Source organism: Conexibacter sp. CPCC 205762 (genome assembly GCF_030646155.1).
Classification (GTDB): Bacteria; Actinomycetota; Thermoleophilia; order Solirubrobacterales; family Solirubrobacteraceae; genus Conexibacter.
Map to the genome: position 1 here is coordinate 60213 of NZ_JAUTDN010000029.1, position 18242 is coordinate 78454.

Consider the following 18242-nt stretch of genomic DNA (forward strand, 5'->3'; position numbering starts at 1 on the left):
GACGATCTCAGCGCGCGGGCTGCGCCAGCTCCAGCGGATAGAGGTCGACGCGACCGCGCGGCGCGTCGACGCGGTCGACGACGACGCGGACCGCGTCGCCGATCCTGATCGTCGCGCCGGAGCGCTCGCCGCGCAGGATCGTCCCCTCCTCGTTCAGCTCCCACCAGTCGCCGCGCAGCCGCCGCACCGGCAGCAGCCCCTCGTAGCCGTCGCCGAACGCGACGAAGGCACCGGCGCCGATCACGCTGACGACCTCGCCGTCGAACTCCGGCTGCGCGCCCGCACCGGCCTCGAACAGCCGTCTCTCCAGCAGGAAGCAGCGCGCGACGTCGTCGGCGGCGCGCTCGATCTGCATCGCGTCGCGCTCGCGCGCGGAGGTCCAGTCGGCCGCGCCGGGCAGCCGCGACGCCTGCGGCTCCTCCTCCCCGCCGCCGACGGCCGCCAGCAGCGCGCGGTGGCAGACGAGGTCCGGATAGCGGCGGATCGGCGAGGTGAAGTGGCAGTAGTGCTCGAGCCCGAGGCCGGTGTGGCCGAGGTTGCGCGGGTCGTAGCGGGCCTGCTTGAGCGAGCGCAGCACGAGGCTGCCGAGCCCGGTCGCGCCGGCGCCGCCGTTGCGGCGCGCGTGCTCGACGACGAGCCGCGACGCCTCCGCGATCACCTCCGCCGCCTGCTGCGAGGTCGGCGACTCCGGCAGCGGCGGGGTCGGCACGCCGAGCGAGGCGAGCTGTGCGACGAGCCGCTCGGCGGCGCTGCCGTCGGGCCGCTCGTGGACGCGGAAGAGGGCCGGCGATCTGCGTTCGGCGAGCAGCTTGGCGACCTGCTCGTTGGCGAGGATCATCAGGTGCTCGATCAGCCGGTGCGACTCGGTCTGGACGCGGCCCTCGACCGCGGTCACGTGGCCCTCGCGGTCGAACGTGAACTCCGGCTCGGAGGACTCGATCGCGAGCGCGCCCTGGCGCTCGCGCTTGGCCTGCAGCGCCGCGGCGGCGGCCCGCGCCGCGCGCAGCGGCTCCGCCCACGGCTCCTGCGCCGCCTCCTCGCCGGCGAAGATGCGGTCGACGCGCTCGTAGTCGAGCCGCTCGTCGGAGCGGATCGTCGAGCGGTAGAAGGCGACCTTCGTGACGGCGGCGGCGTGCAGCTCCAGCTCGACCGTGACGGCGAGCCGGTCGGCGTGCGGCCGCAGCGAGCAGGCGTCGTTGGAGAGCCCCTCCGGCAGCATCGGCTCGACCTTGCCGGGGACGTAGACGGAGGTCGAGCGCTTGAACGCCTCGCGGTCGACCAGGTCGCCGGGGCGGACGTAGGCGGAGACGTCGGCGATGTGGACCCAGATCCGCCAGCGCTCCTCCCCCAGCGCCTCGGCCGAGATCGCGTCGTCGAAGTCCTTCGCGGTCGCCGGGTCGATCGTGAAGGTCGTCAGCTCGCGCAGGTCGCGGCGGCCGTCGACCGCGACCGCGCGCGGCTCGCGCGCAGCCCGCTCGACGGCCGGGTCGAAGCGGCGCTTGAGGCCGCGGTCGAGCATCAGCGCCTCCAGCACGTCGGCGGCGACGTCGGGGCGGCCGAGCCGGCGCACGACCTTCGCGTGGCCCTTGCCGCCGCGGTTGGAGACGCGCAGCAGCACGAGGTCGCCGTAGTTGCTGGTGCGGTCGCGGTCGACGATCGGCTTCGGGCCGCTGCCGAAGAACGGCTGGCCGACCATGAAGCGGCCGCGCTTCTCCAGCAGCGCGACCAGCTCGCCGCGCTGCGGCCGCTCGGCCGCGCGGTCGCGCGCCCGCTCGCGCGGCTGCGGCTCGTCCGGATCGCGCTGGGCTCGCTGCCCGGCGCGACGGAGACGAGCGGCGGCCGCCTTCTCGTCGCGCCGCGGGCTCACCGCGACTCGGCCGCGAGCGTTCTCAGCGCCGTGTCGAGCGCTTCGTCGCGTCTGGGCGTGTGCGGATCGTCGACGGCTCTGACGTCGGGCTTGATGCCGTCGCCCTCTCTGACGCCCTTGCCGCCGATGTTGCGCCCGCTCGGCAGGAAGTACTGGCCGACGGTGATGTCGAGCGCGCCGCCGTCGGGCAGCTCGCGGATCTCCTGGAAGACGCCCTTGCCGTAGGTGCGCGTGCCGACGACTCTCGCGCGTCTGCGGTCCTGCAGCGCGCCGGTGACGATCTCCGAGGAGGAGGCGGTGTTTCTGTCGACCAGCACGACGACCGGGACCGAAGATCTGATCGCGTCGCCGGTCGCGTCGTAGACGTGGCGGGCGCGGGCGCGGCCGTCGGTCGAGACGATCGTGCCGTCGGGGATGAAGATCGAGGCCGTCTCGACCGCCTCGTTGAGGAGCCCGCCGCCGTTGCCGCGGAGGTCGAGCACGATCCCTCTGGCGCCCTGTCTCAGCAGTCTGTCGACGGCGGCGCGGACCTCTCTGCTGGAGTCGGTCGTGAAGCTGGAGAACACCACCCACCCGTAGTTGCCCGATCTCGTTCTGACCATTCTCGAGGCGACGACGGGCGTGTTGATCTCGGCCCGCTCGAGCGTTCTCTCGAAGCGTCTGCCGTCGCGCTCGAGCGTCAGCGTGACGTCGGTGCCCGGGTCGCCCTTGATCATGTTGATGCCGTAGTCGGCGGGGTGGCCGGCGAGCAGGTCTCTGCCGACGGCGACGATCAGGTCTCCTCTCTCGACGCCCGCCTTCGAGGCCGGCGTGTCGCTGCTCACTCTCGTGACGAGCAGCCCTCTTCTCTCGCCCTGGATCGAGACGCCGATGCCGCCGAACTTCGCGTTCGTCGTCTGCTGGAAGCGCTTGTAGGTCTCGGGGTCGAAGTAGTGCGAGAACTGGTCGTCGAGGCTGGTGACCGCGCCTTCGATGCTCTTGTTGACGAGCTGGTCGCGCGAGATCGGGCGGTAGTAGGCGTCCTCGATCGTGTCGAGCGCCTGCTGCACCTGCTGCGCCTCGTCGTCGGCGACGAGCACGTTGCGGATCGGCTGCGGCAGCGAGGTCGGATGGCCGCCGAGGAAGATGCCGAGCGCGAGCACGGCGACGGCGAGGAACGTCCCGCCGAGCAATATCGGTATACGCGATGAGCGACGGGGCACGCCGTCAGCGTATCGAGGGCTCATATGCTGGGGGTTAATGACGGAATACCGGATCGACCCCGAGATCGCCGCCCACTACGAGCTGGGGCACGAGCAGGAGCGGCTCGAACGCCACGGCCAGGTCGAGCGGCTGCGCACGCGCGCGCTGCTGGAGCGGCTGCTGCCGCCGGCGCCCGCGGTCGTGCTCGACGTCGGCGGCGCGGCCGGCGTCCACGCGCTCCCGCTCGCCGCCGACGGCTACGAGGTGCGGCTGCTCGACCCGGTCCCGCTGCACGTCTCACAGGCGCAGGAGGCGTCGGCCGCTGCGCGCGCACCGCTGGCGGAGGTCGTGCTCGGCGACGCCCGCGCGCTGCCGTGGGACGACGCGAGCGCCGACGCCGCGCTGCTGCTCGGCCCGCTCTACCACCTCGACGCGCCCGGCCGCGCGACGGCGCTGGCGGAGGCGCTGCGGGTGCTGAAGCCGGGCGCGCCGGTGCTGGCGGCGGCGGTCTCGCGCTTCGCCTCGACCTTCGACGGGATCCATGCCCGCGCGCTCGCCGACGACGGCTTCGCGCAGGCGGTCGCGCGCACGGTCGGCGACGGCGAGCACCGCAACCCGGACGGCCGCCCCGAGTGGTTCACGAACGCGCACTTCCACCACCCCGACGAGCTGTGGGAGGAGCTGGCGGTCGCCGGCTTCGCCGTCGAGGGCGTGCTCGCGGTCGAGGGGCCGGCGTCGTTCCTGCCGCCGCGCGAGGAGGCGTGGTGGCTGGAGGACGAGGCGCGCCGCGCGACGCTGCTGGAGGCGATCGCGCGGATCGAGCAGGAGCCGAGCGTGCTCGGCGCCAGCGCGCACCTGATCGCGGTCGGGCGGCGGCCGTAGGCGCCGGCCGCCCTCCGCGCGGCGGGATCAGACTCTGAGGAAGCGGCGCAGCGAGACGGCCGAGCCGATCGCCGAGATCGCGATGCCGGCGCCGAGCATGACCGCGACGAGCGCCGCGAACGGCAGCGTCTCGGGCGCCGCGATCAGCGCGAAGTCGTCGGCGAGCGGGTCGATGATCGCGATCTTGCCGACCGCCAGCAGCAGGATCGCCAGCAGCGTGCCGAGCGCGCCGACGATCACGCCCTCGATCACGAACGGCCAGCGGATGAACCAGTCGGTCGCGCCGACCAGCTTCATCACCTCGACCTCGCGGCGGCGGGCGTAGAGCGAGAGGCGGATCGTGTTCGCGATCAGGAAGATCGAGGCGGCGATCAGGAGCGCGCCGAGCGTGCCCGCCATCAGCTTCACGAATCTCGTCACCTGGAGGATCTTGGTCGTGTCCTCGCGGCGGTCGCGGACCTCGTCGATCGACTGGTCGACCGGGGTGCGGCCGCCGCCGGCGGCGGCCGGCGCGAGGTCGGACTTGATCTCCAGCACCGTGTCCGGGTTCTCCGGCGTGACGCGGAAGGTGTCGGGCAGCGGGTTGGCGCCGAGCAGGTCGAACGCCTCCGGGTCCTTCTTGCGCTGCTGCTCGTAGGCCTGCTGCTTGGAGATGAACTCGACGCGCTTGACGTTCGGTGTGTCGAGCAGCATCGCTCTGACGCGCTCGGCGTCTCTGGCGGTCGCGTTTCTTCTCAGGTAGACGTCGACGAGCACGCGCTGGCGGACGTCGTTGGCGGCGCCGGTCGTCGCCTGCACGATCGGGATGAAGACGCCGATCACGAGCATCGTCAGCAGGATCGTCGCGAGCGCGGCGAAGCTGGGCGCGGCGTTGCGCCCGAGCGAGCGCATCGCCTCGCGAGCGAAGAATCCGATCTTCATGAGCGGGAGGCCTCCGTCGCGGCCGTCTCGGCGCGGGCGGCGGCCTCGGCCTCAGCCTCGGCGTCGCGGGCGGCGCGGCGGGCGATGCGCGCGGCGCGGGCGCTGTCGGCCTCGGCTTCGGCGCTGCGCGCGGCCTCGTCGGCGCGCGCGGCGATGCTGCGCTGCGTCATCCGGCCGGCCTCGACGGCCATCGTCTCCGGCGCGACCGGCGCGTCGCTGCGCAGGCGCGCGGCGAACTCGCGCGTCGACTCGTCTCTGGCGTAGAGGCCGCCCGCCTCGTCGCGCACGATGCGGCCTCTGGACAGCTCGATCACGCGGCGGCGCATCTTGTCGACCATGCGGTGGTCGTGGGTCGCCACGAGCACCGTCGTGCCGGTCTTGTTGATGCGGTAGAGCAGCTGCATGATCCCGATCGACGTCTCGGGGTCGAGGTTGCCGGTCGGCTCGTCGGCCAGCAGCAGCGGCGGGTGGTTGACGAACGCGCGCGCGATCGCCACGCGCTGCTGCTCTCCGCCGGAGAGCTGGTCGGGGTAGTTGTGGAGCTTCGTCGAGAGGCCCGTGAGGCGCAGGATGTCCGGCACCTTGGCGCGGATCTCCTTGCGCGAGCCGCCCGTCACCTGCAGCGCGTACGCGACGTTGTCGTGGACGGTGCGGTTGGGCAGCAGCTTGAAGTCCTGGAAGACGACGCCGATGTTGCGGCGGTAGTACGGCACGCGACGGCGCGTGATCTCCGACAGGTCGCGACCGGCGACGGCTATGCGGCCGCCGCTGGGCTCCAGCTCCTTGATCAGCAGGCGCATGATCGTCGACTTGCCCGAGCCGGTCGAGCCGACGAGGAAGACGAACTCTCCGCGCTGGACCGAGAAGCTGGCCTGGTCGAGGCCGATCGCGCCGACGTCGTAGCGCTTCTCGACGGCCTTGAAGTCGATCACCGCGGTGCTGCGGCGAGGGTTCGCGGGCGCTCTGACAGCGGCGGCCGCGTGCTTCGGCGAATGCGCCGGCACCGCGCGGCGGCGGGCGCTGTTTCTGCGAGCAGGGAGAGCCATGAGTCGTTCGAGGGTAGCGAGGTGCCCCCGGCGGACGCGAGCCTGCGGGGGTTGCTGCAAGCGGATTTGCAGGGATTTTCAAGCAGGAGTCCGGGCGCCGAGCGCGACGGACTATCGTCAGATCATGACCGCGATCACCTCCTCCACCGCGCCGAACGGCCTTCCGATCCACCGTGTGCAGCTCGACGGCACGCGCGCCGTGACCGCGCTCGTCGCCTTCGACGCCGGCGCCCGCACCGAGCGCCCGGAGGAGAACGGGATGGCGCACTTCCTCGAGCACCTCGTCTTCAAGGGCGGCGAGAAGTACGTCACGTACAGAGACGTCAACGAGACGGCCGAGAACCTCGGCGCGCAGCTGAACGCCTACACCTCGCACGACCTCGTCGCCTTCCACATCACCGCGCGGGCGGAGAAGGCGCTGGAGGCGATCGACCTGTTGACGGACTTCGCCGGCCGGCCGCGGCTCGACGCCGAGGAGCTCGACCGCGAGCGCGGCGTCGTGATCCAGGAGATCGCCCGCTCCAACGACCAGCCCTCGACGGTCGCCGAGCACCTGATCGACAGAGCGGCCTTCGGCGACCATCCGCTCGGACGGCCGGTGCTGGGCCCGGTCGAGCACCTGCGCGACAGCTTCACGCGCGAGGGCATCGTCGCCTTCCGCGAGCGCCAGTGGGCCGGCGCGCGCGGCGGCGCCTTCGTCGTCGGCAACCTCGAGCACCTGCCGGCCAACGGCGCACTGGACGAGCTGTTCGACCGCTTCCCGGCGCTGCAGCCCGGCCCGGCGGCCGAGGCGGCGCCGGCGTTCGAGCCGCGCACGCTGGTCGAGGAGCGCGACTCCAACCAGTCGCATCTGCGGATGATCTACCGCCCGGCGGTCGACCCGACCGACCGCAGAGCGCGCGCCGCGCTGGCGATCTACGCGACGCTGCTGGGCGGCTCGATGGGCTCGCGCCTGTTCGACGAGATCCGCGAGCAGCGCGGCCTCGCCTACTCGGTCTACGCGCTCGCCCACGCCTTCTCCGACGTGCCGATCCTGCAGCTGTCGGCCGGCCTCGACTCGACCAGAACGATCGAGGCCTACACCCGCATGCGCGAGATCGTCAGCGAGCTGCGCGAACAGGGCCCGACGCCGGAGGAGGTCGAGCGCGCCCGCGCCTACGCCGCCGGCGCCCGCGTGCTGGCGTTCGAGAACACCAACGCCGTCGCCCGCCACGCCGCGACCCAGTCGATCGTCTACGGCGAGAGAATCGACCCCGACGCCGCGATCGCCGCCCTCGACGCCGTCACCTACGACGAGGTCGCCGACGTCGCGCGCAACATCGAGGACCACCTCGCGATCGGCGTCGTCGGCCCCCATACCGTCGCCGACTTCGCCTGAGATCGCGCTACCATCTGGAAGGATCAGCAGAGCTTGATGCTCTCGCCTTGGAAGCCCGGCGCCACGCACGCCGGGTTTTCCATTTAAAGGCTCGGCATCCCCACGCAGGACGCCGAGCCGAGACGCTGTTACCGCGTGACCCAGAGGATCACCAGCAGCAGCGCCAGGATCAGTGCGAGCTTGTCAATAGCTCTCACCTCCTTTCTCGGGATACGAGATCCCGCGCGACGTATCCCGCCGCGATCTTCTGAAGGCGCGTGGCCGATCGTGAATCAGCTTGGCTGGCGCGCTCGCCGGTCTCAACACGAGCTGTGTTGGATGCATCGCGTTGCGCTGGCGCCGGGGGAGGTGCGACGATCTGCGCCGTGCCCCCGGAGGACCTCGGCCTCAACACGCGTGAGCTGCGCCGTTACGTGCAGCGGGTCAGCGACCGCTGGCCGATCGAGCATGCGCTGATCGGCGGGGCGAGGGTCGACGACGCCAGAGGGGCGCTGCCGCAGCGGGAGCGCGGGCCCGAGTGGGTCGTGGTGCTGATCTCCGGCTTCTTCGACGGGATCCCGTGGCTGGAGCGCGTCTACCAGGCGGGCGCGCTGTGGGACGCGGCCGAGATGGGCGGTCAAGCGGACGTGCACGCGTACACGCCGGCCGAGTTCGAGCGCAAGCGCGACTCGCTCAGACCGGTGCGCGAGGCCGCCGAGCGCGGGCTCGACCTGTTCGCCGCCGGCCGCGCGCCCGGCGACTGAGCAGCGCTCCGGTCTCAGCCGAGTCTCGCTCCGGCGGCCCAGACGGGGTCGATCGCGATCCGCGTCAGCCGCCAGCCGCCGTCGCCGCGGCGAGCCTCGAAGCGGTAGCGCTCGCCGAGCGTCAGCGCCGCGGTCGGCAGCTCGACCTGCTGCGGGCCGACCCGCGCCGGCGGCCCGTCGGCGAAGACGACGAGCAGGTTGGCGGTCATGCGCGCGTCGTCGCCGTCGATCTCGCTGACGACGTTCGCGATCAGGTGCTGGGTCGGGACCTGGTGGTTGCGCAGCGCCTGCGCGACGACCGCGTCGCGCCCCTCGGCGGTCCCGCCGAGCGTGGTGACGACGACGTCGTCGGAGAACAGCAGCGGCGCCCGCTCGGCGTCATGCGCGTCGAGGAACTGGCCGAGGCCGCTGACGAGCAGCTCCAGCTCGATGCGGTCGCCGAGCGTCTGCACGGCGTTTGCGGGAGCGGACTCGATGCTGACGGCGTTCGTGCTCATGACGATGACCTTCCCTTTTGTTGGTATTGCCAACGTTGGCTCCGCCAACATAACAGAAGAGCGTTGGTGTCGCCAACGAATCAGGTACCGTTCCCTCCGCGATGGACGAACGCGACTACGACCCGCCCCGCCTGCTGCGCACGCTGCCGAGCTGGCTGCTCAACCGCGCCGCGGCGGCGGCGAGCGCACAGGTCAACGCCGCGCTCGCGCACGAGCGCGTCCGCCGCCACCACTTCACCGTGCTGCTGGCGCTGTCGGAGGGCGGGCCGGCGAGCCAGGCCGCGCTCGGCCGCCGGCTCGGGATCGACCGCAGCGACATGGCCGCGGTCGTCGCCGAGCTGGAACGCGACGAGCTGATCGCGCGCGAGCGCGATCCGCACGACAGACGCCGCAACGTCGTCACGCTCACGCCCGCGGGCGCGGCGGCACTGGCACGACTGCAGCAGCGCGTCGTGGCCGCGCAGGAGGCGCTGCTGACGCCGCTCAGCGCCGATGAGCGCGCCGAACTGGCGCGGCTGCTGTCACGGATCGTCGAACAGCCCTGACAGGTCTTCGCCGGGAGACGCCCGCTCGCAGGGGCAGGCCGCCCGTTCGACCGGCTCCATCGCGCGCGTGAAGCCGAGCGGCTCGATCGTCGCGTAGGCGTCCTCGACCTCCTCGACCAGCTTCGCCGCGCGATAGCTGTCGTGGCCGAGGAAGCGGTACGCGGCGACGTGGCCGTCCTCCAGCCGCAGGTGCAGGTAGCGGCGCGTGATCTGGTGCTTGTACGCGCGCAGGTCCTCGCCCCCGGCGGGGTGCGAGACGTAGAACATGAACATCCAGCCATCGAGCCAGGCCTCGGGCAGCGCCCGCTCCAACGGCTCCCAGTCGCACGCCCGCTCCGGCGGGCCGGTCATCCGCGATCTCATGCCCTCCACCGTCGCAGCGACCGCTGTGACGGCAGAAGGGCGAGATTGCGACGAGACTGCGGCGGCGCTCAGGCGTTGATCGCGACCATTCGCTCGATCGGGACGCGGGCGCGCCCGGCGACCGCCTCCGGCACCTTCACCTCGGTGCGGTTCTCACGCAGCGACTCGACCAGCTTCGGCAGCGTGATCATCTTCATGTACTTGCAGCTGGCGCGCTCGTTGGCGGCGATGAAGTCGAGGTCGGGCGCCGCCTCACGCAGCGGGTGCAGCATCCCGGTCTCGGTCGCGACGATCACCGGCTTGTCGGAGCCGATGTGGTCCTGCGCGTATCTCAGCATCCCGCCGGTCGACAGCATGTGGACGCCGCTGGCGTCGACGTCGCCGGCGGCGACGTACTCCATCACGCTCGTCGAGCAGCCGCACTCGGGGTGGATCAGGAAGTCCGCCCCCGGATGGGCGGCGCGCACGGCGGTGATGTCGTCCGGTCGGATGCCGGCGTGAACGTGGCACTCGCCGTCCCAGACGTGCATCGGGCGGCCGACGCGCTTCTCGACGTAGGCGCCGAGGAACATGTCCGGGCCGAACAGGATCTCGGTCTCCGGGCCGTGCTCGCGGAGGATGTGCTCGACCACTCTGACGGCGTTGGACGAGGTGACGCAGTAGTCGGTCTCGGCCTTCACGTCGGCGGTCGTGTTGACGTACATGACGACCTGCGCGCCGGGATGCTTCGCCTTCCAGGCGCGCAGCTGGTCGGCGGTGATCGAGTCGGCCAGCGAGCAGCCGGCGTCGACGTCGGGGATCAGGACGGTCTTCTCGGGCGAGAGGATCGAGGCCGTCTCGGCCATGAAGTGGACGCCGCAGAAGACGATCGTGTCGGCGTCGGTTCTCGCCGCCCACTGCGACAGGCCGAGCGAATCGCCGACGTAGTCGGCGACGTCCTGGATCTCGGGCAGCTGGTAATTGTGGGCGAGGATCTTCGCGCCGCGTGCGTCGGCGAGCGCGCGCACCTCCGCCTGCAGGGCGGGGATGTTCTCGAGCATCAGCGGGGCCTGGGAGAGACCGGGCATGGGGGAACCGCTATGCGCACTTGGGAGGACGGGGAGGCTCATGGTGACTCCAAGAGGAGGGAGAGATCGAGCGCTGGGGCCGAGTGCGTCAACGCCCCAACTGAGATGAAGTCTACGCCGGTCGCTCCGATCTCCCTCAGACGGTCGAGCGTGACGCCGCCGCTGGCCTCCAGCGACGCGCGCCCCGCCGTGCGCTCGACGGCCGTCTGCAGCGTCGAGAGGTCCATGTTGTCGAGCAGCACGCGGCGGGCGCCGGCCGCCAGCGCCTCCTCCAGCTCGTCGAGGTTCTCGACCTCGACCTCGATCGGCAGGTCGGGCCGCTCCGCCCGAGCCCGCCGCACCGCCTCCCCCACGCCGCCGGCCGCCGCCACGTGGTTCTCCTTGATCAGGATCTCGTCGTAGAGGCCGATGCGGTGGTTGACGCCGCCGCCGGCCCAGACGGCCGCCTTCTCCAGCATCCGCAGCCCCGGCGTCGTCTTGCGCGTGTCGAGCACGCGCGCGCCGGTCCCCTCCAGCGCGCTGACGCAGCGCGCGGTCAGCGTGGCGACACCGGACAGGCGGCCGAGGAAGTTCAGCGCGGTCCGCTCGCCGGTCAGCAGCGCGCGGGCGTTGCCGGCGATCTCCAGCACCGGGCCGCTCTCGCGCCAGACGCCCTCCTCGACGCGGCGCGTCAGCACCAGCGTCGGGTCGACGGCGCGGAAGGCGCGCTCGGCCATCTCCAGCCCGTAGATCACGCCCGGCGCCTTCTGGCGGATCAGCGCGCGCGCCTGCGCGTCGGCGTCGATCGTGACGGCCGCGGTCGCGTCGCCGTCGCCGACGTCCTCGGCGAGCGCACGCGCGACGAGCGCGTCGAGCTGCGCCGGGTCGAGGACCGGCATCCGCCGCGTGCGGTCCTTGCGGTCAGCGGGCAGCGGGGTCTGAGCGGAGGACATTGATCGTCTCGAAGGTCGGGTCGCTGGCTCCGTGCAGCCGCGCGCCCGACGCCACCAGCTCACGCAGGTAGGCGACGACCTCGGCCGTGACGCGCTCGCCGGGCAGCAGTGCAGGGATCCCGGGAGGGTAGCCGGCGATCGCCTCGCAGGAGACACGCCCGACCGCGGCGTCGACCTCCACCACCTCCGCGGCGCCGAGGAAGGCGTCGCGCGGCGCGACCGCCAGCTGCTGCTGCAGCTCGGCCGGCGGCGGCAGGATCGCCTCTCTCGCCCCCGGCCGCGCGACGCGCGCGATCGTCTCGGCGAAGTCGTGCGCGAACCGCTCCAGCGCCCCGACCGGCTGCGCGGCGCCGAGCACCAGCACGAGCGTCGCCTGCGTCGCCAGCTCGGGATGGATGTCGTAGGCGGCCTTCAGCGCGGCGGCGACCTCGTAGCCGGAGCAGCCGGTGCCGCGCACGTCGATCACGATCCGCAGCGGATCTGACGCGGCGGCGCCGGGCGCGCCGACGAGCTCCTCGCCGACGACGCTGCAGCCGGGCACGGCGTCGATCGCCGTGCGCGTGCGCGCCGCCGCCGCGATCGTCTCGCTCAGCAGCGCCTCGCCGTGGACGGCGAGCTGGCGACGGGCGCCGTCGAGCGAGGCGAGCAGCAGCGAGCTGGGGCTGGTCGAGCGCACGAGCCGGATCGCACGGGCGATCCGGTCGGGGTCGATCAGGCCGTCGCGGGCGACGTGCAGCATCGCCGACTGCGCCAGCGAGCCGACGATCTTGTGCGTCGAGGTGAGGACGGCGTCGGCGCCGAGCGCCAGCGCCGACTGCGGCACGCCGCCGTGGAAGCCGAAGTGCGGGCCCCACGCCTGGTCGACGACGAGCGCCGCGCCGGCGTCGTGGGCGACGCGCGCCAGCTCCGCCACGTCGGCGGCGATCCCGTAGTAGGTCGGCGAGACGACGAAGACGGCGGCCGCGCCGGGCGTGCGCGCGAGCGCCGCCGCGACCGCCTCCGGCGTGACGCCGTGGGCCAGCCCCAGTTCGCGGTCGTACTCGGGCGAGACGAACGCCGGCAGGCCGCCGGAGAGCACGAGCCCGTCGATCATCGAGGCGTGCGCGTTGCGCTGCAGCACGACCGCCGTGCCGAGCGGCGCGAGCGCGAGGCAGAGCGCGTGGTTGCCCTGCGTCGCGCCGTTGGTGAGGAACCAGCTGCGGCGGGCGCCGTAGGCCTCGGCGGCGAGCTGCTCGGCCAGCTCGTACGGCGTCGGCGAGGGGCCGACGTCGATCCCGGCCGTGTCCTGCGGCACGTCGAGCCGGAAGGCGCTCTCGCCGATCGCGTGCAGCAGGCCGGGATCGGCGCCGGGGCCGCCCTTGTGGCCGGGGACGTGGAAGCGCGTGACGCCGCGGAAGCCGTAGGCGACGAGCGCGTCGAGATATGGCGCCGTCGGCTGCCGTCCGTCGGGGACGTCGCCTGCGGCCGCCATCGTGTCCTAGGCGGCCGCCTGCTTGAGCAGGTAGGCGCGGACGAAGCCGTCGAGGTCGCCGTCGAGCACGCGGCCGGTGTCGCCGACCTCGAACTCGGTGCGGTGGTCCTTGACCATCGAGTACGGGTGCAGGACGTAGGAGCGGATCTGCGAGCCGAAGTTGACGTCCTGCGCCTCGCCCTTCTCGCGCGCGATCTCCTCCTGCCGTCTGCGCTCCTCCAGCTCGACCAGCTTCGACAGCAGCATTCTCATCGCGGTCGCGCGGTTGGAGGTCTGCGAGCGCTCGTTCTGGCACTGCACGACGATGCCGCTCGGCTTGTGCGTGATGCGGACGGCGGAGTCGGTCTTGTTGACGTGCTGACCGCCGGCGCCGGAGGCGCGGTAGGTGTCGACCTGGAGGTCGTCGTCGTCGATCTCGACGTCGGGCGCCTCGTCGACGACGGGCGCGACCTCGAGGCCGGCGAAGCTCGTCTGACGGCGGTTGGCGGAGTCGAACGGGCTCAGCCGCACGAGCCGGTGGACGCCCTTCTCGGCGCCGTAGAGGCCGTAGGCGTTCTCGCCTCTGACGAGGAAGGTCGCCGACTTGATGCCGGCCTCCTCCCCCGGGCTCGCCTCCAGCAGCTCGACGTCGAAGCCGCGCTTCTCGGCCCAGCGCATCTCCATCCGCAGCATCATCTCGGCCCAGTCCTGAGCGTCGGTGCCGCCGGCGCCGGCGTTGATCGTCACGAGCGCGTCGCCGGCGTCGTATCTGCCGGAGAAGAGGCGCTCCTCCTCCAGTGCTTCGAGGCGGCGCTCGACGGAGGCGATCTGCTCGGCCAGCTCGCCGGCGAGGTCGGCGTCCTCCTGCGCCATCTCGGCCAGCGGCTCGAGGTCGTCGACGTCGCTGGTGAGCGTTTTGTACGTCTCCAGCTTGCGGCTCGCGCGCGCGTGCTCGGCGCTCGTTCTGGCCGCGGTCACCTGGTCGTCCCAGAAGCCGGGCTCGCCCATCTCCTGCTCCAGCTCGCCGACACGCGCCTCCAGCGAGCTGGGGTCGACGTAGTCGGACAGCGACGTGAGCTGGGCGCGAATCGCCTTCAGGCGCTGCGGAACCGATTCGGAAGAGGTGGGAGGGGTCGCGGACATCGCCTCTCAGGCTAGCCGAGAGCGCCACCGGAGGGCGGCGCCGTGCCCGGTCGCTACAAGGTCAGACGCCGTGGCACTTCTTGAACTTCTTGCCGGAGCCGCACCAGCAGGGGTCGTTGCGCCCGATCTGGTCGACCGCGTCGACCCTGCGCTGCTCGACTCTCGGGCCCTCGTCCTCGACGATCGGCTCCTCCGGAGCGGCGTAGGCGGCGGCCGCCGCGGCCTCCGGGTCGGTCGTCATCGCGGCGTAGGGCGCCATCGTCGAGCTGGCGGCGCCGGAGTAGGTGAAGCCGCCGGTCGTCCAGCTGCTGTTGCTGGTCGTCGTCTGCGGGATCGGCGCGGCGGCGGGGGCTTCTTCCTCCTCGCCGGTGTCGATCTGCACCTGGACGTTGAAGACCATCCGGGCGAAGTCCGCCCAGATCGTGTTCATCAGGTCCTGGAAGAGGTTGAAGCCCTCGTTCTTGTAGGCGACGAGCGGCTCGATCTGGGCGAACCCGCGCAGGTGGATGCCCTCGCGCAGGTAGTCCATGTCGTAGAGGTGCTCCTGCCAGCGCTGATCGATGATCTGCAGCAGCAGGTAGCGCTCCAGCACGCGCATCAGCTCGTCGCCGAGCTCCTGCTCGCGCTCGTCGTAGCGCTGCATCGCCTCCTCGGAGAAGATGCGGTGCAGCTCGCTGCGCTCGATCGCGTCGGGATCGAGGTCCTCGCGCACGAAGCTGAGCGGGTATATCTCCGACACTCTCGCGAACAGGCCGTCGAGGTCCCAGTCCTCGATGTAGTCGCCGGGGCAGGCTTCGTCGATCGTGCGCTCGAGCATCTGCGTGATGTTCTCGCGCGCCTCGTCGCCCATGTCGCGGCCCTCGAGGACCTCGTCGCGGTAGGCGTAGATGATCCGGCGCTGCTCGTTCATGACGTCGTCGTAGTCGAGCACGCGCTTGCGGATCAGGAAGTTCTGCTCCTCGACCTTCTTCTGCGCCTTCTCGATCTGCTTCGAGAGCAGGCCGGCCTCGATCGGCTCCTCCTTGCCCTCGTCATCGGTCGTGCCGAAGCGGTCGAGGATCTTGTAGATCCGCTCGCCGGCGAAGAGGCGCACGAGGTCGTCCTCGGCGGAGAGGTAGAAGCGGGTCTCGCCCGGGTCGCCCTGGCGCCCCGCGCGACCGCGCAGCTGGTTGTCGATCCGGCGCGACTCGTGGCGCTCGGTGCCGACGATGTAGAGGCCGCCGGCCTCCACCACGATCTCGCGGTCGGCCTCGACGCGCCCCTCGATCTCCGGCAGCACCTTCGCGTAGTGCTCGTCGTAGTCGGGGTCGCCGGGCTGCAGGCCGAGCTTGACCAGCTCGCGCTGCGCCAGGTGCTCGGGGTTGCCGCCGAGCTTGATGTCGACGCCGCGGCCGGCCATGTTGGTCGCGATCGTGACGGCGCCGGGACGACCGGCCTCGGCGACCGTCTCGCCCTCGCGCTCGGCGTGCTCGGGCTTTGCGTTGAGGACGATGTGCGGGATGCCCTTGCGCTGCAGGCGGGCGCCGAGGTCCTCGGAGACCTCGACCGAGATCGTGCCGACGAGGATCGGCTGTCTTCTCTCGTGGCGCTCGACGATCTCGTCGACGACCGCCGTCCACTTGCCTTCCTTGGTCTTGAAGACCTGGTCGTTCTGATCCTGGCGGATCATCGGACGGTTGGTCGGGATCTGGACGACGCCGAGTCTGTAGATCTTCATGAACTCGGTCGCCTCGGTGATGCCGGTGCCGGTCATCCCCGAGAGCTTGTCGTAGAGGCGGAAGTAGTTCTGGTACGTCACCGTGGCCATCGTCTGGTTCTCCTCGGTGACGTTCACCCCCTCCTTCGCCTCGATCGCCTGGTGCAGGCCCTCGGACCAGCGGCGGCCCTCGAGGATGCGGCCGGTGAACTCGTCGATGATCGCGACCTCGCCGTCGATCACGGCGTAGTCGACGTCGCGTCTGTAGAGCGCCTGCGCGCGCAGCGACTGGATCAGGTGGTTGACGAGGTGGCCGTTCTCGGCGCGGTAGAGGTGGTCTATCGCGAGGAAGCGCTCGGCCTTCTCGACGCCGCGCTCCGTGATCGCCACGGTTCTGTGCTTCTCGTCGAACTCGTAGTCGTAGTCCGCGACGAACTCCTTCTTCGCGCGCGGATCCATCCCTTCGGGTCTTCTGCCCGGCGTCAGCTGCGGCGCGAGCTTCGCGAAGCGCGCGTACATCTCGCCGGCCTCCTCGGGGGCGCCGGAGATGATCAGCGGCGTGCGCGCCTCGTCGATCAGGATGTTGTCGACCTCGTCGACGATCGCGAACGTGTGGGCCGCCGAGCGGCGGTCGAGGCGGTCCTTCGCGGTGCGGACCTCGCCGAGGTCGCGACCGCCGTGCTGGACCTTGTCCTCCAGCGTCGCGGCCATGTTGTCGCGCAGGTAGTCGAAGCCGAACTCCGAGTTGGTGCCGTACGTGAGGTCGGCGGCGTAGGCGGCGCGCTTCTCCTCGGTCGGCTGCATGTTCTGCAGCACGCCGTACGTGACGCCGAGCGCGTCGTAGATCGGCGACATCCACTCGCAGTCGCGGCGCGCGAGGTAGTCGTTGACCGTGACGATGTGGACGCCCTTGCCGGCGAGCGAGTTGAGGACGGCCGGCAGCGTGCCGGTCAGCGTCTTGCCCTCGCCGGTGCGCATCTCGGCGATGTTGCCGTCGTGCAGCACCATGCCGCCGATCAGCTGCACGTCGAAGTGACGCATGCCCATCGTGCGGCGACCGGCTTCGCGCACCATCGCGAAGCAGTCGTAGAGGAGGTCTTCGAGCGGCTCGGGATCCTCGCCGCGAGCGCGCTCGCGCAGCTCGTCGGCGGCTTCGCGGAGCTCTGCGTCCGACATCGCCTCGTATTCGGGCTCCAGCGCGTTGATCTTCGCGACCCGCTGCTCGTAGCCCTTGAACTTCTTTCCTTCGCCCATGCGAAGTGCGCGATCAATCAACGACATAGGGCCTAGCCTAGCATCGGCCGGTGGGCGTCATGCAACCCTGATGTGACCCTCCAAACCGTCAGGATTCCGAAGATCCCGCAGGCGCCGCGAGCGAATGCCGCGGCGCCGGTCGAGAGCCCTCCGTCAGGCCTGCGCCTGCGCACCGAACGCAGCCTGCGCGGCGCGCGTCGCCCTGCGCTTGCGCCGCTTCTCGCGATGGCGCGTCACCTGTTTGCTCATCTGCTCCTCGCAGCAGTTGATGGCGTGGCCGATGTCGGCCGCCTCCGCGCGGGCGCGCAACGTCACGCCCTTGAGGTGCAGCGTCGCCTCGGCGACGTACGGCTGCGCGATCGACGGGTTGTGCTGCTCGCTCAGCTCGACCTCGAGCTGGGCCAGCTCCGACACCTGGCGTGCGATCTTGCGGAAGCGCCGCTCGACCTGCTCCCGCTGGGCCTGGGTGACGGACGCGTGGCGTCCCTTGACCTCGATGCGCATGGGCTCCCCCTTTGATGGGTGGGCTCGGGTGTACATCGATGTTACTCCCCCGTGAACGCGGAATTCGAACGCTCCACGAACGTCTGAGACGACTCTCAGGAGTGGCACGCGAACGCTCTGCTCAGCGGTGCAAAGCGCGCGCGTAGGCGACGGCGCCGACGCGCTCGCTGCCGGCCGCTCGCAGCGCCTGCGCGCACGCCTCGAAGGTGGCGCCGGTCGTGTGCACATCGTCGACCAAGAGCGCGACGCGCGGCGCCGGGCCGGCGACGGAGATCGCCAGCCGCCCGCGCGCGAGGCGGTCGGCGCGGCCGGCGCCGAGCTGGCGGGTCGCCGCGCCCCCGCGGCGCAGGCAGGGAGCGAGCGGGCGGCCGCTCGCACGCGCGAGCGCGGCGGCGATCAGGCCCGCCTGGTCGAAGCCGCGGCGGCGGCGCCGGCGCGGGTGCAGCGGGACCGGCACGAGCGCGGCGCCGTCCAGCAGCGCCGGCGGCAGGCCGGCGGCGAGCTGCGCCGCCATCAGCCGCGCCAGCGGCAGCCGGCCGCGGAACTTCAGCGCCGCGACCAGCTCGCGCGCCGGCCCGTCGTACGCGAGCGGCGCCCAGGCGGCGGCGAAGGCGGCGCCCTGCGCCGGGCAGGGCTCGCCGCACGGCAGCGGCAGCGCGCAGCGCGGGCAGCAGGGCCGCGGCAGCCACGGCAGCGCGGCGCGGCAGCGGCGGCAGAGCAGCTCGTGCGCGCGCGTGAGCGGGGCGCGGCAGGCGGCGCAGGCCGGCGGCGC

General features: G+C 71.8%; 17 protein-coding genes. 4 read left to right on the forward strand and 13 right to left on the reverse strand.

The window, feature by feature from the left end:
* Positions 1 to 7: 7 nt before the first annotated feature.
* On the reverse strand, positions 8 to 1867 hold the full coding sequence (locus tag Q7L73_RS19790) for a ribonuclease R family protein (protein ID WP_304691318.1): 1860 nt from the start codon (positions 1865 to 1867) through the stop codon (positions 8 to 10).
* Positions 1864 to 3069: a S41 family peptidase gene (locus Q7L73_RS19795; RefSeq protein ID WP_304691319.1), complete on the reverse strand. Its 1206-nt coding sequence runs from the start codon at positions 3067 to 3069 to the stop codon at positions 1864 to 1866. The genes Q7L73_RS19790 and Q7L73_RS19795 overlap by 4 nt, the downstream gene beginning before the upstream one ends.
* Before the next feature lie 37 nt (positions 3070 to 3106).
* On the opposite strand from Q7L73_RS19795, the gene Q7L73_RS19800 reads away from it, so the two are divergent.
* Positions 3107 to 3931 (forward strand): class I SAM-dependent methyltransferase, encoded by an 825-nt coding sequence (locus tag Q7L73_RS19800; protein WP_304691320.1) that lies wholly within the window; start codon positions 3107 to 3109, stop codon positions 3929 to 3931.
* 27 nt (positions 3932 to 3958) lie between these two features.
* On the opposite strand, the gene ftsX is transcribed toward Q7L73_RS19800, so the two are convergent.
* Both ftsX and ftsE read right to left on the reverse strand, forming a co-directional pair.
* A complete protein-coding gene (gene ftsX, locus Q7L73_RS19805; RefSeq protein ID WP_304691321.1) occupies positions 3959 to 4852 on the reverse strand; it encodes a permease-like cell division protein FtsX in 894 nt (297 codons plus the stop codon).
* Positions 4849 to 5898, reverse strand: a complete 1050-nt coding sequence (gene ftsE, locus Q7L73_RS19810; RefSeq protein ID WP_304691322.1) for a cell division ATP-binding protein FtsE — start codon at positions 5896 to 5898, stop codon at positions 4849 to 4851. Before ftsE ends, ftsX begins: the two co-directional genes overlap by 4 nt.
* 124 nt (positions 5899 to 6022) lie before the next feature.
* Here ftsE and Q7L73_RS19815 point away from each other — a divergent pair, with 124 nt between their 5' ends.
* Entirely contained in the window at positions 6023 to 7276 is a 1254-nt protein-coding gene (locus tag Q7L73_RS19815; protein WP_304691323.1) for a pitrilysin family protein, read from the forward strand.
* 365 nt (positions 7277 to 7641) lie between these two features.
* A complete protein-coding gene (locus Q7L73_RS19820; RefSeq protein WP_304691324.1) occupies positions 7642 to 8019 on the forward strand; it encodes a hypothetical protein in 378 nt (125 codons plus the stop codon).
* Positions 8020 to 8033: 14 nt separating this feature from the next.
* On the opposite strand, the gene Q7L73_RS19825 is transcribed toward Q7L73_RS19820, so the two are convergent.
* Entirely contained in the window at positions 8034 to 8516 is a 483-nt protein-coding gene (locus Q7L73_RS19825; protein WP_304691325.1) for a nuclear transport factor 2 family protein, read from the reverse strand.
* Positions 8517 to 8617: 101 nt separating this feature from the next.
* On the opposite strand from Q7L73_RS19825, the gene Q7L73_RS19830 reads away from it, so the two are divergent.
* Positions 8618 to 9061, forward strand: a complete 444-nt coding sequence (locus Q7L73_RS19830) for a MarR family winged helix-turn-helix transcriptional regulator (RefSeq protein ID WP_304691326.1) — start codon at positions 8618 to 8620, stop codon at positions 9059 to 9061.
* Here the strand turns inward: Q7L73_RS19830 and Q7L73_RS19835 are convergent.
* The 8 genes from Q7L73_RS19835 to Q7L73_RS19870 all read right to left on the reverse strand — a co-directional run.
* A complete protein-coding gene (locus tag Q7L73_RS19835) occupies positions 9038 to 9424 on the reverse strand; it encodes a hypothetical protein (protein ID WP_304691327.1) in 387 nt (128 codons plus the stop codon). The genes Q7L73_RS19830 and Q7L73_RS19835 overlap by 24 nt on opposite strands.
* Before the next feature lie 68 nt (positions 9425 to 9492).
* A complete protein-coding gene (gene nadA, locus Q7L73_RS19840; RefSeq protein WP_304691328.1) occupies positions 9493 to 10491 on the reverse strand; it encodes a quinolinate synthase NadA in 999 nt (332 codons plus the stop codon).
* Positions 10492 to 10529: 38 nt separating this feature from the next.
* Positions 10530 to 11423, reverse strand: a complete 894-nt coding sequence (gene nadC / locus Q7L73_RS19845; protein ID WP_304691329.1) for a carboxylating nicotinate-nucleotide diphosphorylase — start codon at positions 11421 to 11423, stop codon at positions 10530 to 10532.
* The gene (locus tag Q7L73_RS19850) at positions 11392 to 12894 is read right to left on the reverse strand and encodes an aminotransferase class I/II-fold pyridoxal phosphate-dependent enzyme (RefSeq protein ID WP_304691330.1); all 1503 of its coding nucleotides are present in this window, start codon (positions 12892 to 12894) and stop codon (positions 11392 to 11394) included. The genes nadC and Q7L73_RS19850 overlap by 32 nt, the downstream gene beginning before the upstream one ends.
* Positions 12895 to 12900: 6 nt before the next feature.
* Positions 12901 to 14016: a peptide chain release factor 2 gene (prfB, locus tag Q7L73_RS19855; RefSeq protein ID WP_304691332.1), complete on the reverse strand. Its 1116-nt coding sequence runs from the start codon at positions 14014 to 14016 to the stop codon at positions 12901 to 12903.
* Positions 14017 to 14077: 61 nt separating this feature from the next.
* Positions 14078 to 16993 carry a preprotein translocase subunit SecA gene (secA, locus tag Q7L73_RS19860; RefSeq protein WP_304691333.1) on the reverse strand — a complete coding sequence of 972 codons (2916 nt, stop codon included), beginning with the start codon at positions 16991 to 16993 and terminating at the stop codon, positions 14078 to 14080.
* A gap of 126 nt (positions 16994 to 17119) precedes the next feature.
* The gene (gene hpf / locus Q7L73_RS19865; protein ID WP_304691334.1) at positions 17120 to 17470 is read right to left on the reverse strand and encodes a ribosome hibernation-promoting factor, HPF/YfiA family; all 351 of its coding nucleotides are present in this window, start codon (positions 17468 to 17470) and stop codon (positions 17120 to 17122) included.
* Between the two features lie 121 nt (positions 17471 to 17591).
* Positions 17592 to 18242: ComF family protein (locus tag Q7L73_RS19870; RefSeq protein ID WP_304715619.1), on the reverse strand; the 651-nt coding region annotated here is incomplete at its 5' end.

Bases quoted from the DNA above. Each gene is read 5' to 3' on its own strand.
- Q7L73_RS19800 (WP_304691320.1), top strand. From the start codon at position 3,107: ATGACGGAATACCGGATCGACCCCGAGATCGCCGCCCACTACGAGCTG.
- ftsX (WP_304691321.1), bottom strand. From the start codon at position 4,852: ATGAAGATCGGATTCTTCGCTCGCGAGGCGATGCGCTCGCTCGGGCGC.
- ftsE (WP_304691322.1), bottom strand. From the start codon at position 5,898: ATGGCTCTCCCTGCTCGCAGAAACAGCGCCCGCCGCCGCGCGGTGCCG.
- Q7L73_RS19815 (WP_304691323.1), top strand. From the start codon at position 6,023: ATGACCGCGATCACCTCCTCCACCGCGCCGAACGGCCTTCCGATCCAC.
- Q7L73_RS19825 (WP_304691325.1), bottom strand. From the start codon at position 8,516: ATGAGCACGAACGCCGTCAGCATCGAGTCCGCTCCCGCAAACGCCGTG.
- Q7L73_RS19830 (WP_304691326.1), top strand. From the start codon at position 8,618: ATGGACGAACGCGACTACGACCCGCCCCGCCTGCTGCGCACGCTGCCG.
- Q7L73_RS19835 (WP_304691327.1), bottom strand. From the start codon at position 9,424: ATGAGATCGCGGATGACCGGCCCGCCGGAGCGGGCGTGCGACTGGGAG.
- nadA (WP_304691328.1), bottom strand. From the start codon at position 10,491: ATGCCCGGTCTCTCCCAGGCCCCGCTGATGCTCGAGAACATCCCCGCC.
- nadC (WP_304691329.1), bottom strand. From the start codon at position 11,423: ATGTCCTCCGCTCAGACCCCGCTGCCCGCTGACCGCAAGGACCGCACG.
- Q7L73_RS19850 (WP_304691330.1), bottom strand. From the start codon at position 12,894: ATGGCGGCCGCAGGCGACGTCCCCGACGGACGGCAGCCGACGGCGCCA.
- prfB (WP_304691332.1), bottom strand. From the start codon at position 14,016: ATGTCCGCGACCCCTCCCACCTCTTCCGAATCGGTTCCGCAGCGCCTG.
- secA (WP_304691333.1), bottom strand. From the start codon at position 16,993: ATGTCGTTGATTGATCGCGCACTTCGCATGGGCGAAGGAAAGAAGTTC.
- hpf (WP_304691334.1), bottom strand. From the start codon at position 17,470: ATGCGCATCGAGGTCAAGGGACGCCACGCGTCCGTCACCCAGGCCCAG.